At 68.9% G+C, this 13,908-nt stretch carries 11 protein-coding genes; 1 reads left to right on the top strand and 10 read right to left on the bottom strand.

All coding sequences use genetic code 11. The features are described 5' to 3' along the window. Positions 1-184: 184 nt before the first annotated feature. Positions 185-1,225 (top strand): DUF2891 domain-containing protein, encoded by a 1,041-nt coding sequence (locus KOI47_RS16755; RefSeq protein ID WP_216216863.1) that lies wholly within the window; start codon positions 185-187, stop codon positions 1,223-1,225. A 1,675-nt stretch (positions 1,226-2,900) separates the two neighbouring features. On the opposite strand, the gene KOI47_RS16750 is transcribed toward KOI47_RS16755, so the two are convergent. The 10 genes from KOI47_RS16750 to KOI47_RS16705 all read right to left on the bottom strand — a co-directional run bounded on the left by KOI47_RS16750 (position 2,901) and on the right by KOI47_RS16705 (position 13,869). Then, entirely contained in the window at positions 2,901-4,181 is a 1,281-nt protein-coding gene (locus KOI47_RS16750) for a hypothetical protein (RefSeq protein ID WP_216216862.1), read from the bottom strand. Continuing rightward, complete coding sequence (locus KOI47_RS16745) at positions 4,174-4,935, bottom strand: RNA polymerase sigma factor (protein WP_408629916.1); 762 nt, start codon at positions 4,933-4,935, stop codon at positions 4,174-4,176. Before KOI47_RS16745 ends, KOI47_RS16750 begins: the two co-directional genes overlap by 8 nt. Before the next feature lie 337 nt (positions 4,936-5,272). Further along, complete coding sequence (locus tag KOI47_RS16740; RefSeq protein ID WP_232376793.1) at positions 5,273-5,875, bottom strand: hypothetical protein; 603 nt, start codon at positions 5,873-5,875, stop codon at positions 5,273-5,275. A gap of 89 nt (positions 5,876-5,964) precedes the next feature. After that, positions 5,965-7,125 carry a C40 family peptidase gene (locus tag KOI47_RS16735; RefSeq protein WP_216216861.1) on the bottom strand — a complete coding sequence of 387 codons (1,161 nt, stop codon included), beginning with the start codon at positions 7,123-7,125 and terminating at the stop codon, positions 5,965-5,967. Next, positions 7,122-9,188, bottom strand: coding sequence for a hypothetical protein (locus tag KOI47_RS16730; RefSeq protein ID WP_216216860.1), 2,067 nt, complete (start codon positions 9,186-9,188; stop codon positions 7,122-7,124). Before KOI47_RS16730 ends, KOI47_RS16735 begins: the two co-directional genes overlap by 4 nt. 73 nt (positions 9,189-9,261) lie before the next feature. Then, positions 9,262-11,862, bottom strand: a complete 2,601-nt coding sequence (locus KOI47_RS16725) for an ATP-binding protein (protein ID WP_216216859.1) — start codon at positions 11,860-11,862, stop codon at positions 9,262-9,264. A gap of 1 nt (position 11,863) precedes the next feature. Beyond that, positions 11,864-12,358 carry a hypothetical protein gene (locus KOI47_RS16720; RefSeq protein ID WP_232376792.1) on the bottom strand — a complete coding sequence of 165 codons (495 nt, stop codon included), beginning with the start codon at positions 12,356-12,358 and terminating at the stop codon, positions 11,864-11,866. A 3-nt stretch (positions 12,359-12,361) separates the two neighbouring features. Next, on the bottom strand, positions 12,362-12,610 hold the full coding sequence (locus KOI47_RS16715) for a hypothetical protein (protein WP_216216858.1): 249 nt from the start codon (positions 12,608-12,610) through the stop codon (positions 12,362-12,364). Positions 12,611-12,625: 15 nt separating this feature from the next. Further along, positions 12,626-13,618: a conjugal transfer protein gene (locus tag KOI47_RS16710; RefSeq protein WP_216216857.1), complete on the bottom strand. Its 993-nt coding sequence runs from the start codon at positions 13,616-13,618 to the stop codon at positions 12,626-12,628. Continuing rightward, complete coding sequence (locus KOI47_RS16705; protein WP_216216856.1) at positions 13,615-13,869, bottom strand: hypothetical protein; 255 nt, start codon at positions 13,867-13,869, stop codon at positions 13,615-13,617. The genes KOI47_RS16710 and KOI47_RS16705 overlap by 4 nt, the downstream gene beginning before the upstream one ends. Positions 13,870-13,908 lie beyond the last annotated feature (39 nt).

The following is a 13,908-nucleotide window of genomic DNA, read 5'->3' as shown; positions in this document are numbered from 1 at the left end:
TTCGACCCCGAACCAGCCGTCGCAGACGGCCGCTGGCCCTACGAAAGTTGATCAGACGATCGAGGATCAGCCGCCGAACCGGCTCCTTGCCAGGGCACCACCACCGACTGCAGCTCGACAATCGGCTCCGAGTAGGGGCTTATTGTTCTCGAATGAGGATACGAGTCTGAGGGAGGGCATGCCGATGACCGGGTGGGACGGCGAACGAGTCCGGTTACTGACGGCCAGCGCTGGTGATCTGGCCGGGACAGCGTTGACGAACGTCGTGCGTGAGTACCCGCACCACGAGAGTCACTGGCACGTCGAGGGCGTGCCCATCCCCGCCCCGCGACTGCTGCACCCGTGCTTCTACGGCAGTTTCGACTGGCATTCCTGTGTGGAGATGTTCTGGGTACTGGTGCGCCTGCTGCGCCACCACAGCGCTCACGTCCCGGCCACGGACATCCGCCGCACACTCAACGAGCACCTGACCACCCAGGCACTGGCCGCCGAGATCGCCTACTTCGCCCCCGACGAACACCGCACCACCCAACGCCCCTACGGCTGGTCGGCGCTGCTGGAACTCACCTTCGAGACCGCCACCTGGGATGACCCGGATGCGGCGCGCTGGTCAACAGCCCTGCACGAGTTGAGCGCGGTCTTCGTGGCCCGCTACCTCGACTGGCTGCCGCAGACCACCTATCCAATCCGGCACGGGGTGCACGACAACGGTGCGTTCGGGCTGTCCCGCGCCTTGCCCTACGCCAGCTACCTCGCCGACCGCGGCGACCCACGGCTGCAACAGGTCATCACCGAGACCGCCTGGCGGTGGTTCGGATCCGACCGTGACTATCCTGGCGCCTGGGAGCCCTCCGGGGCGGACTTCTTGTCCCCGGCCCTGGCCGAAGCCGAACTCATGACCCGCCTGCTGCCAGCGACGGAGTTCGCCGATTGGCTGCAGGGATTCCTGCCCGGCATCGCCGACCAGGAGCCCGCGACCCTGTTCACCCCGGTGACGGTCACCGATCCCTCCGACGGGCTGATCGCCCACCTCCATGGGCTCAACCTGCACCGCGCCTGGTGCTGGCACCGCCTCGCGCACACCCTCCCCACCGACGACGACCGGATCCCCGCCATGCTCGACACCGTCCACGCCCACACCCACGCCTCACTGCCCCAGATCACCGGCGGCTCGTACGCAGTCGAGCACTTCCTGACCTACTACGCACTCCTCCTGCTCAGCTGAGGACCACACACGAGACAGGACACTGCCCCACCGCCCAGCGCGGTCACTTCTCACCAACATTGATCATGAAATCGACCGGGAAATGCGGTCACAACGTACGGACATCTGCGGTCGGTTTACACCGTCAGAATCATGCCGCACCCCGCCGGTGCGGGTGTAGGTGGCGCGCAGCCGCGCCGGACTCCCGCGTGGGAACCAGCCATGACCGGGCCAGGGTTGCAGGTTCAGCGGCCCGAACTCGTCCACACGGCAACCACCCGTCCGCGGGAGGAGTGTCGTATAGGGGCAAGGATGCGGACCGTCTTCGCGCCGAAAGTCGGGGCCCGGCTGGTTTTCCACGTCTTCGTACGCTACCAGGAAATACGGTTGTCGTGCCGGACGCGCCGCGCGGTCTCGGTAGATGCCGTCAGCCGGTGGTGTCCGGCCAGGTAAGCCACCAGTTTGGTCAGGCCTCCAAGTGGTGAACGACTGGTCCTGCCCGGCCGGGCTGGAGCGGGCGATGCGGTAGATCAGCTCGCGGGTCGGCCCTGTGCGACGCCAGCACGATCCTGGCCCGCCGCAGCCGAACCCGATGACGGGTGGTGCGCGTGATCTTGACCAGCCGCTGCGCCTGTTCCGGCGCCAACGACCGTACGAGTACCTTGGGCTGGCGAGCCACGGGCATCACCTCCGCCAGCAGCGTAGCTTGATAATCAGGCGTCGGCCCGATCAACCTGCGCCAGTGGACGTTGCCCTAACAGCTCTGCGCGCGATCTTGCCGCCGGGAACCAACCCGGCGGCAAGATCATCACTTCATTCCCGGCACGGCCCGCGGATGCGCAGTCAGTCGTCCCGCAGCTTGTTTCAGTTCGGTGGGTGGTTGTTGCACACGTCGATAGCGTCAGTGATTCGCCATCTGGCTAGACGGTGACCGGGGCTGATGTACCCGCTGTAGAAGTATGCGGTCGAGCCACCGAGCCATTCCCAGGAACTTCCCGTCCAGTTATAGAAAACAGTTCCAGTTCCAGGGGACTGGTTGTTCTCGTGTTCACGAAGCCGATCGGACCATCCACTCAGGCCAATGTTGACGAACCCACACTTGTAGAAACTCCACATGTAGCCATCTTTATCCCAGATGCATGTGTGCAAGTATTCGCAATCTTGCCTTTTTAGTGCGGTATTGGATTTCGCCCTCGGCTTCCCCTTGGTGAGCGTGGCCTCCACACCGTTGGCAAGGCGCACGGTGTTGTCAGAGATCTTGACCGCCCCAGGATTCCCCGCGATCAGGCCACGGAGGCCAGCTTCGATGACTTGCTCTTCCCCGGCCTTGGCACTGGTTGTCGCTGGAGCGGCGTGCGCCGTAGACACAAGTGCAAATCCAGCGACCAGCGCTGCAACAACGGCCGCAATTACGGGCCTGAGTCTTCGTGACAACAAATCAATTCCTCCCTGATTGACAAAGCACACAAACACACGCCAGCCAAGAAAAGGAAAAGCGGAACTCCCCGATCCCCCGAGCCGTGTCCGACGTGTACGCGGCAACGCCAATAAAAGTTACCCATTGACAGTTGACACAAATACCCCCACCGGAGTGAAACGATCGGTGACACGAATCACCCTTGACAGCAGGGTTGGGGAATATACGTTGCCCAACCCTGCCATCGAATTGTCGATACTCCGCTCGGCGTAAATATACCTACCCCATAAGCGGACCGTCGTACAGCGTTTGGCCGTCAACTCCGAGAAGATGGCAGCTGATTTTGTCCATGTCTTTGACGGTCGGGCCGCTGGTAGCCACCGGGGTGGCTGACGACGCAGGCAAGAGGACAGCGAAGGTCGAGTTCGCGACGTCACCCGTCACGACGGTATCGTCCGCGAGCGTCAGCTCGATGCGGGCGGCTGGCGCGGGCACCGTGCCGGCAAGCAGCGGTCGGTCATCGACGGCCGGGGCGACGCTGAGCAGCTTCGGCTGGCCGGACTCGCCCGGGCTGGGGAGCCGACCAGTGTACGGCAAGAAGGTGGTGCGATGTTCCTGCTGGAAGCAGGCGCTAACTCCGAACTGGTTCCTCGCCATGATGAGACGCTCTTCCCCTGCCTCGACCATCGCTCCCGGTCCCCAACTGGGGGCGTCCACGACCCCGGATTGCGCGTCATCGATGCACTGCCCCAGCAGTCGGCTTCGAGGAGAGGAACGGTCTGCCTCGGGCATCCCCGTGGTGGAAACCGTGACCGGGTCGGACGTGGGACGCGGCAGCGCTCGCTCCGGGTTTGCCCCGTTCACGACCGTGACGGTGGTGTCCTGCCGAGTGGGGATGACGGACAGGAAGACGAACAAGTCATCCTGGCTCTGGACCGGACCGCTGATGCTGTCCTTCTCCGGACCAGTAACCTTCACCTGGGGTGCCCGCCATGTCGGATCCAGGACACCAGCGATGGTCCCGTTCGGGGTCATCAGCAGCGAACCCGTGCGACTACCGGCCACGTACGCCGGAGCGGCGCCGGGCACCGACACGGTCACGGTGGCCTTGCTGGTCTCGCAGAACACAGGCTGGCCATCCACTCGGGCCGCAGTGACCGTCGCTGCCGGCCCGTCGACCTGGAACAGCGGATGCCACTGGTCCCGGGCAGGGAAGCGGGAGTCGTCCCCGACCGCCCGTCGGCACCGATCGAGTTCGGCCTGGGCCTTCGCCGGATCGAGTTGTGGTGGCGACACTGCCCTGGCCGGACCCGGATCTCCCGACACGGAGCCACGGTCTGCGGCCTGGCTCGATCCAAGAGGATCGTTCGCCAGGACAGCCGCTCCGACGACACCGAGCCCAACTACCGCCGCGGCAGCCGCCGCAGCCGCACCCATCCAACGCCGAGATCGTCGCTGCGGCTCGGTATCCAGCGCAGCGAACACCTTCGCCTCAACCCGGGCAGCTACCTGCGGCGGCACGTCACTCGCCGGCCGCATCTCGAACTCCTCCTTAGGCACAGTCATCACTCCCTGCTCGCTTCACCATCGTCCGAAGCCGGGCACGGGCCCGGGCCAGATTCGAACGCACGGTCATCTCGGTAACACCCAGCACAGCGGCCACCTCGGACTGCGGTAATTCACCCAGCAAGCACAGCTCCACGACGCGACGCTGCGCCGCAGGTAGACGACCAACCGCCTCGGCGAGCCGTCGTCCTCGATCCTGGTCATCCATCTGGCTCGCGACAGCTTCAGCATGGTCAGGCACGGCGACCCCGCTTCTCATACGTCTGACCAACCGATCTCGCCTGGCCGTACTGCGACGCTCATCGCGGGCCGCATTACCCGCGATGGTGAACAACCACGGCAACGCACTGTCGTGCACGAGCACCACCTGTGCGCGCTTACGCCACGCCGTGAGAAACGTGATGGACGCGAGGTCTTCAGCCACGTCAGCCGATCCGGTCAAGCGATACGCGTGATTCCAGACAGCCCGCAGATGACGGTGGAAGAACTCCCGAAAAGCAGCATGACTACCCGCGGACACCTCCCTCCACAGCATCCGATCCGACACCTCGGACTGCTCATCCAACCCTGGACCGCCTCGCTCCACCTGCACCGTCCCGCTCGACCGCCCTCCGCTCATCGACACCAAGACCCGCTCCATGTTCGTGGCCACACCAGAAGTGGCCGGCGCCCCCTCCCACGCTGCACCACCGACGCCAGCAATCTGCACAACGACACAAACCAGGACGAAACGGAATGAAAGCGACATCGCCGACTGTCTGGCACCAGGGACACAGTCCGACCGACCCACGCCACAAGGATCGGAGCATGCACCGTCGCCGTAGGGACCCACTGGCGCGAGGTCAACACCTTGAGCAGCCTCGGCGAGGCCGCGTTCCACGAATGCCTGCCTGCGCTCAACGGTCGCCCGCGGAGACCGAACGACGTGCCGACCGCTCCCCTCCAGGGAGAACCCTCCTCCGACCTGACGCGGATGAGCCATCACCAAGCCAAGCAAGTCATGCAGCGACGTCGTCGGCAATACCAACCCGTCGCGGTCGTCAGGCTGTCTGACTTTCCATCCTGACACCAAGGAGGTTTCTCCTTCACCCTTCGGGAGGAGAGTTCTCCTTGCCTGCGACGGAGTCCGCATCCAGCGCGCTCCGTCGCGTCTCGACCTGCGGATACGCCAGTTTGTTGATCACGCCGGTGATCGACTCACGTCCTTCGACACTCATGATCATCTTTCCTTGATCGTCTGTGCGAAAGCGAATACGGACGCCGACCACGGAGCGGGGTACCCAACCGTGCACTGGGCGGGCGCGACCGAGTTGGTGGGCGAAGTTGAGGACACTTTGAGGGCTGGCGTCGAAGCTGGTGGTGGGGAGGAAGTCGTAGCGGATTCTGGAGCGGAGGTGGTGGGAACGGAGGTGTCGGTGGAGGACGAAGATCGCGATTCCGAGCGCGACCAGCGCAGTGGTCACCCACCACACCGCGTCATGCGTCATGAGGTGAGCTATGTCGAGCGCCTGCGGCGCGCCGGTGTTCTCGGGCATGGCCTGGCGGCCATGCGATGGGGAGAACAGGTCGGCTTTCTGGGCAAGCCCTGCCCATCCCGGCTGACCAGCCATGACGTCCGCGCCGATGGCGGCGTTACCTGCAGGGTCAACGCCGGGGTCAACGGCAGAGATCGGGTTCGCATGCTTCATCGGGTTGTCCCTTCCTCATTCACTTGCCCGGGCTACGGCGCGGTGCGTTTTCGACGCATCGGGGTCACTGGCTCCTGTCGCGGTGAAGGTCAGTGGAGGAGGCGGGCTGCGCCTGCGTATTCGCTGAGGTCGACGGGGTCGATGCGGACGGTGGTGCCCGAGTAGGGGGCGTTGATCATGTCGCCGTTGCCGAGGTAGATGCCGACGTGGTGGATCGAGCCGGGGCTGTAGAAGACGAGGTCGCCGGGCCGGAGGGCACCGATGCCGGCTTCTTTCGGTACGCGGGTTCCGGCGTGGAACTGTGCTCGGCTGGTGCGGGGTAGGTCGATGCCGGCCTGGGCGTAGGCATACAGGGTCAGGCCGCTGCAGTCGAAGCCGATCTTGGCGTAGTCGCCGTGGCGGTCGGCGACTCCCCCGTCGCGGATGCCTGTGCTGGGGCCGTGCCGGGTGCCGCCGCCCCAGGCATAGGGCACGCCGAGCTGGGACATGGCCGCGTCGATGACCGTCTTGGCCACGCCGGTGGCCTGGATCGGGCGACCGCGGTGGCGCAGCGGGATGGCGTCGTAGGAGCGGATGTGGGCCAGGACCGTGGTGACGTAGGCCTGGCTGTGGTTGTAGGAGTACAGCGCTACGCGCAGCTGGGGTTCGTCATTGAGGTCGCGAGGGCCGGTGCCGCAGAGGTAGGCGGCGGCCCCGAGGGCGGCGTCGAACGCGTTGTGGACGTTGCGGTGGCCGTCGCGGTTGCCGTCCTGGCCGACGGTGTCCCAGGTGGTGGTGAGGAACTGGAACGGACCCGCCGCTCGGGCGTAGGTGCCGTCGCGGTTGCGGATCGGGGTACGGTTGCCGCCGGCTCCGCTGCCGTCCAGGGCTGGGCCCAGGATGGGTGGGTGGATGTCGCCGTTGGGGGCGATGGTGTGTCCGGCGGCGTGCCGGGATTCGACCTGGGCGACACCGGCCAGGATGGACCACCGCATACCCCGGCACCGCGGACGGATCTCCGGAAGGTGCTGCGCGGCTTGGATGTAGGCGACAAGCATGGTGTCCGGGATGCCGGGCACCTGCCGGGGAGCAACCGTCGCCGCGCTCCCGCCGCTGCCTGCGATGACCACCACGACGACCCCGGCCAGTACCGCCAGGCCGAGGAACGGGCCGGCGAGGGCCAGCAGGGCCAGGCAGCCCCAGGCGAGGGGATGCTGCCGGGCGCGGTCGCGGAGGCGGCCGGCAAGGGTGACGGCGAGCAGGGGGTTCACGGTCGGGTTCCCCGGCGGTGGTCGAGCCGATCACGCAGGCGCTGCGCCAGCGGGTTCGGTGGCGGCAGCATGCCTGGGGGCAAGGCACCTGGGTCTGGTTGCCGCGGTGCCGGTGCTGCCTCGTTCCGGCCGCGGAACCGGGGCGTCGCGGCGGTGGGGTGGGGTGTGAGGTCGGCAAGGCGGGCGGCGCCGGTCGCCGGCTGTGCGGTGGCCGGTGTCTGCTGTGCGGCGTGCCGGGCCGGTGGTCGGGCGGTGACCGCGGTGGCGACGGTGCGGGCGGCGTTCCAGGCTGGCCGTGCGCCGGTGGCGGTGCCGAGGTTGCGGGCGTAGGTGGTGGTGTAGGTCTTGGCCGTGGCGCTCTTGCCGGCCAGGGCGCGTTTGGCCGTGTTGCCCCGGCGAGTGAGGGCGGTGTGGGCGCGCCGGGCGGCTCGGGGCCAGGCGACCGGTGCGCCGGCGGTGTAGGCCAGCGCCGTGCTGCCCAGCTTGCCCGCGGTCTTCCCTGCGGTGCGCAGCCTGCCGGCCACCTGCTGGGCGGGCTGCACGGCGGCTTCGCGGAACGCGGTCGTGCCGACCTGGATGGTCCGTCCGAGCCGGTTGGGGCCGGGCGGCACGATCGGGGTCGGTAGGGGTTTGAGGGGGCGGCCGCGGCGACCGGCGCGTTGCAGGCCGGTGTTGACCTTGGCGCGCATCCTCTGCGCACCGGCCAGGAGGCGTTTGCGGAACAGGAAGCCGGAGAACACGACGATGTCGATCACGGCGAAGCGCACCAGCTGCGAGCCGAGGTCGATCAGCATCACCGAACGCAGCAGGATGGTCATCACTGCGATGAACAGCATGCCCATCAGCAGCGTGGCCAGGGTGATGGCAATCGAGCTGATCCGGTAGGCCAGCTGGTGTTGCCAGGCCGGGACCAGCGCGGCGATCAGTGCCAGCGACAGCAGCAGTCCCTCGAACAGCAGGAAGTACGGCGCCAGCACCTGGATGGCGTTCAGGCAGACGGTGAGGATGGCGAACAGGATCATCGCCACGGCGTAGAGCCAGGCACCGACCGCGCGGTCAGCGCCCGCGACCTCGTTGTACTTCCCGTAGTCACCGGGGCAGCCATCGAGTTCGCGGGCAGGGGTGCTGTCGTCCTTGCTCGACCACGGGCCCTGGTCGAGCACCTGCTCCACCGAGTGCTGGCAGCCACCGTCGACCTCGCGGTCCTGGGTGATGGGGGCGCCGTAGTTCAGGGTCTCCCAGGGGGTGATGAGCAGGTTGTCGATCAGCGACTGGCCGATCGGTGCGGCGGGGTTGCCGGTGCCCGCGGGTTGGCGGCCCATGACCACGGCGGCGACGTCGGCACCGAGGTCGCGGCTGAGGCTGAGTACACCGCCGTCGCCGACGAGGAGGTCGACCGGGTGGGTGATGATGGCGATGGCCAGCACGTTGATCGCGATGGTCGAGATCATTTCCCGCCAGGCGCGGGTGGTGCGGCCACGGAAGAACAGCAGGCCGAGGTAGCAGGTCGCGGCCAGGAGCACCAGCTGGCGCAGTTTCAGGGCACCGATGATGTCGGCCTGCCAGATGCGCTCCAGCTGCTGGGCCGGTTCCTGGATCCAGGTGAGGACCTGGCTGCCCATCGCCCACTCGGTGAACCACACGGCGAACCCGAGCGTGTACTTGCCCACGGCGAACCCGATGTTGGCCAGCCACAGCCAGATCGTGGGCACCGGGTTGTCCAGCAGCCAGGGCAGGTTGGCGAAGAGGTCGTAGTGGTGCAGGGTGCGGCCGTAGCCGTCGTTGATGGAGAACAGGCCGTCCATGCCGGCGGTGTGCAGCTGGTCGCCGACCTCGGTGGGCAGCGGCAGCGGCGGTGGCCCGTTCGGAGCGGGTGGCGGGTCGTCCAGCGAAGGGCGTGGTGGTGGTTCCTCGCCTTCGGGGAGCACCAGGCAGGTCGGCAGCGGAGTGCAGGTCGGTGGTGACGTCTGCGCCACCGCGGCCCCGGTGGTGCCGGTGAGGGTGAGCAGAATGATCGCGATGGTCGGCGCCAGGCGGGCCGCGGCTCGCGCGATCACCGTCATGGACACTCCCCTCGCCCGAGGAAGCGTGGCGCTGCTGACGGTTCAGGCACGCGCCGCGCGGGCGGGGGTTGATTCAGGCGGGGCTGTGGCCGGGCGCGCCGCGGGTGATGGTGGGTGTGGTGAGCACGGCGCGAGGCAGGTCGCGGTAGGGCTGGGTGAGGACTTTGACCTTGCCGACCCGGCTGGCGTGGTCGCGCACGAGGAACTCCCCCGCCCGGGCCTGGCGTTCGGGGTCCCCGCCTGCGGGGTTGATCGGTGACAGGTCCTTGGTGACGATCTCGCGATAGTGCGCATCGTCGGGGTCGATGCCGAGCCATTCCAGCCCGCCGCGGGCGAGGTGGTCATCACGGTGCCGGCCGAGGAAGCGCACGGCGATCAGGCCCCGCAGGACCTCGTCGCCGAGGTCGGCCACGGCGTGCGAGCCGAAGGCAGCGTCGGCGCCATGTTTACGGCCGTCCCGGACGAACTCCAGCGCGATCTGCTGCCCCTCGGGGGTGCCGGTGACGTTGTAGGCCTCGTCGCAGATGAACTCGCCCCAGCGGTCCGTGGCGAAGCAGATCTCTTTGGCGATCGCCGCGATCAGCAGGTGGAAGGCCCGCCCGAACAGCTTGCGGACGGTGATACGGGAGGCCATCCGGTCGGTGCTCATCTCCAGCGTGGTCGGCAGGGGAATCTCGTTGGTGCAGAACACGACCATGTCCGCGCCCAGCAGGTCCACCGGCGGCAGGTCCGCGTCGAACAGGCAGCGGGTGATCGGGTCACGCCGCAGCCGCCGCAGCCGCTCCGCCAGGGCCTTGGCCGCCGGGTCGTCGCGACCGTGCCGGGCCAGCGTGTCGATCAGGGTGTTACTCGAGGCGTCCGCACCACCGCTGACCTCGTCCAGGCCGCGGCCCAGCGCGTCGCGCTCGGCGGAGTGGGACTCCAGGTCGAGCCAGGAGGCGAAGAAGGTCTCGGCGATGCCGGTGCTGGTCTTGCCGGTGAACACCCGCAGCGGGTCGCAGGAGTAGCGCAGCTCCGCATGGGCCGTCCGCTCGCCGTCGAAGGTGGGGTCGACGATGTCGACGATCTGGCTGTCGCCCGGCAGTGCCCGGGCTACCGGTTCCCATTCGCGGCTGCGGGTCCGGTCGATGACGATCACGCGCCCGTCGAGCATGAGCCGCACCACGGCGGCGACGTTCTTCAGCACCACGCTCTTACCCGAGCCCAGCTCGCCGACGATGGCGAGGCCGCCGGAGGAGTCGTGGCTGGGCCCGTAGGTCGGGTCCAGCAGGAACGGGGACAGCGCCCCGCCGTCCAGCACGAGGCCGAACAGGGCGCCGGTGGGGTCGCCGAACTCGGTGGCCGAGAACGGCAGCAGCATGGCCAGGTCGGTGGCCAGCAGGTTCTGGCTGGTCTCGCGCACCACCATCGGTGTCCGGTAACCGGGCAGGAAGGCTTGGTACAGCGGGATCTGGCCGCCCAGCGGGCGTTCCCAGGTGTACTCGCTGCCCAGGAACGCCGAGCGCAGGGCGCGGGCTCGGCGGTCGCAGTCCTCGGCGGTGGTGCCCCAGACGCAGGCGAGGAGGCCGACCTCGAGCTCGAGCTCGGTGGAGCTGGCGCCGAGCCGCTCGTTCTTGTGCTGCTGCTCCTCCTGCGCCGACTGCACATCGGCCGGCACCCCGGCGTCGTCGCCGCCGTGCTCCTCGTCCTGGCTCATCAGATCCCGGGTCCGGCGCCGGTTGGCCGCGCGGGCTTCCTCGTTGGTCTTGGCGGTGATCCGCAGGGCGTAGTCGACGTCGAACCCGATCCCGGCCAGGCGGGGCAGGATCTCGTGCCCGGGGAAGGTGATCACCCGGGGCATCTCGGCCAGCACCAGGTACGCCTGGTAGCTCGCGACCAGCCCCTCGTCGCCCGGGGTGAGGCATTTCAGGAAACGCCGGTTCAGCGTCCGGAGCGGACCCAGCAGCCCTGTGCGCCGGGACCCGCCCTCGGGGTCGGTGTCGGTGCGGCCGCCCTCATCGAGCACGGTGCCGCGCAGGGTCGCCAGGCGGGCCCGGCCACCGCCGCGGGTCAGGGTGATGCCCGTGTTGTGCACCGCGGCCGCCCCGTCGAGCTGGGGTTCGTTCACCCCGCGGACCGGGGCGCGGGACAGCCACCACAGCAGCTCGGCCTCGCTGGCCGGACGCAGCGGGATCGACGAGCCCAGCTCCAGCGCCACCGTCCGGGCCCGCGCCTGAGCCTGCTCGACCGCGGCCCTGCTGGCAGGGCGGGCGGGAATGCCCAGGTTCTCCGCCAGCGCTGCCCCGGTGGCCCGCAGCAGCCCCTGTGCGGCGTCGCGCCAGCCGTGCCCGGCCAGGGGTGTGGCCACCCAGTAGCTGCGTCCCAGCACCTCGAGCGTGTCGAGCTGGTCCCAGGCGTTGTGCACCGTCTCCGCCCAGTGCGGGTTGGCGTCCAGGTCGATGCCCTCGATACACCGACGGATGATCGCGTGCGGTTGCACCTGCTCACACAAGGACACCACCAGGACCTCGCCGCGCAGCGACTTCATGAAGGCCAGGGTGCGACTGTAGAGGTCCTGCAACTGGGCGCCGGTGGAGCGGGCGCTCTCCACCGGGTGCGCCCGCCACACGGCCCAGGTGGAGCCGTCCGCGCAGAACAGCAGGTTGCCGCTGAGGTCGAGGATCGTGCTGTCCAAATCAGACCACCCCGCGGGTCTGGGCGAGCAGATGTTGCAGCGGCGACACGGCCGCCGCGGTTTGGGGTCGCAGAGCGGCATCGCTGTTTTCCGGCTGCTCCGGGGTGTGCAGGTACAGCCGCGGCCGCGTCCATTGAGGACGCTGCGGCCGGTAGGGCTTGCCGCGGAGGGTTCCGGTGGCCGGTGCCAGCAGGTGGGTGCACAGCCCGGCCAGCCAGCCCAGCGGGGTGCGGGATTCGATCCGGGCCCGGCGCACCCCCAGCGCGGCGAGCGGGACGAGCCAGCGCGCCGGACCCAGCCAGTCGAGCACCGGGAGTTTCCACACCACGGCCAGCAGCACCAGGAACACCACCCCCTGGGTCAGGGTGTAGGGCCCGCCGGGCACGTAGCCGCCGTCGCGGCCGGGCATCCGCCCGAACATCCGGGGGAACCGCCGCGATCGGGTGTACGAACGGCCGACCAGCACCTCCGGCTGCGGCCTGCGCTGCACGCTCACCGGCTAGCCTTGGGTGAACCACGCGCCGAACATCTCGGCCACGCCGTCGATGTTGAGCAGGATACCCAGGAAGATCGCGGCGATCACGCCGTACTTGATCGCGCGGGTGAAGTTGCCCCGGGTACCGATCAGCAGGCCGATCCCGCCGACGATCGCGGCCAGCAGGATCAACCGCCGCACCGACTGATCACCCCAGGCGAGGTTGGTGTCGATCCAGGTCTTGACGTCGGCGGCGAGCACGAACGCGTCCATGACGTGATTCCTCCTTCAACGGCGGCCACTGGTTGCGGCAGGCGGCCCCGTGGCCGGAGGCGGCTGCGTGGGTTCGGGCGGGGGTGCGGGCGGTGCGGCGCTCAGCGGCGCCGGATCGATCTGCCGCACCTCCCACCGCCCGGCCCGCGCGCGCAGCGTGAGGGCGTAGTCCAGCGGCGTGTCCTCCCCGGCGGCGTCCCGGCCCCAGGCTCGGGCCAGCACCCGGGTCTCGGTGCCGTCCGGCGGGCGGGCCGCCTGCCCCGGCTCGAACGTCTCGTGCGTGCGCACCTCCTCCACCCGCACCGCCCGATACGGCGCCGGGGTGACCGCGGCCAGCGGCGCCCCCGGTGCGACGAAACGATCCACGGCACCCTGCCCCGCCACGTAGGCGGCCAGGAAACCCGCGACGGACTGGCCGATCGGCCCACCAACCTCGGCCGACTCCGGATAGGCCAGCTCAGCGGCTGGCAGGGTGGCCGGGCAGGCCACCAGCGCGGGCAGCGCCGCCGCCACGTAGGCCCGGCGAACCTCGTCGGCCGGGTGCTGTTCGAGCAGGCTGACCTGGACGCAGCTCACCGCCGCCACGTGGTGGCTATCAGGCTGCCGCGTCAGCACATTGACCGCCACCACCACCGACCACACACCCGGCGACGGCGCGGTCGCCGACACGGTCACGGTGTCCACCGGCACCTGCGTGCCCCTCGCCCGCGTCGACCGCACCCCGGCCGGGTAGAAGGCCTCCACCCCGGCCGCATCCTCCCGGCTGGCCGACAGCCACGCCCGCACATACATCTCCGCCCACCCACCAGGCGCCTCGTACCCCTGCTCCGCCGCCTGTGTCGAGGGCGCGCCAGCGTCGGTCGGGCGCAGCAGGAGCAACGCCGCCAGCGTCACCAGCGGGCTCGCCAGCACCACTGTCCACGCCAGGACCGTCCCGCCCCGGCGGGTCACCGAGCGCACCAGCGACTCCACCGGGGCATCCGGCACCGGCGACCCCCGGCGCGTCACCGCAACTCCTCCAGCCCGCCACCGAGAAGGAGTTCCAACCGGCTCCGCAACTCCCCCTCGGGCTGCCGGGACACCGTTTCCAGCGCCGCGCAGGCACGGAAGCCGACCTCGTCCAGGAACCGCTGCAACTCCTCATACAGCTCGCGGTCGACCAGCGTCACCGCCAGCCTGCGCCCAAGCTGCCGGGCACGAACCCGGGCACAGGCGATCGCCACCTCGTCGGGATCGAGCTCACCGCGGAATCCACTCACCAGCGCTCCCCACCTGCGTACCTGCAATCACCCCAGGCA

The sequence above is a fragment of the Amycolatopsis aidingensis genome, assembly GCF_018885265.1.
In the GTDB taxonomy this organism is placed as follows: domain Bacteria; phylum Actinomycetota; class Actinomycetes; order Mycobacteriales; family Pseudonocardiaceae; genus Amycolatopsis; species Amycolatopsis aidingensis.
This window is presented reverse-complemented; position numbering and strand designations above follow the sequence as displayed.

Bases quoted from the DNA above. Each gene is read 5' to 3' on its own strand.
- KOI47_RS16730 (WP_216216860.1), bottom strand. From the start codon at position 9,188: ATGACGGTGATCGCGCGAGCCGCGGCCCGCCTGGCGCCGACCATCGCG.
- KOI47_RS16740 (WP_232376793.1), bottom strand. From the start codon at position 5,875: ATGAAGCATGCGAACCCGATCTCTGCCGTTGACCCCGGCGTTGACCCT.
- KOI47_RS16755 (WP_216216863.1), top strand. From the start codon at position 185: ATGACCGGGTGGGACGGCGAACGAGTCCGGTTACTGACGGCCAGCGCT.
- KOI47_RS16715 (WP_216216858.1), bottom strand. From the start codon at position 12,610: ATGGACGCGTTCGTGCTCGCCGCCGACGTCAAGACCTGGATCGACACC.
- KOI47_RS16745 (WP_408629916.1), bottom strand. From the start codon at position 4,935: ATGTCGCTTTCATTCCGTTTCGTCCTGGTTTGTGTCGTTGTGCAGATT.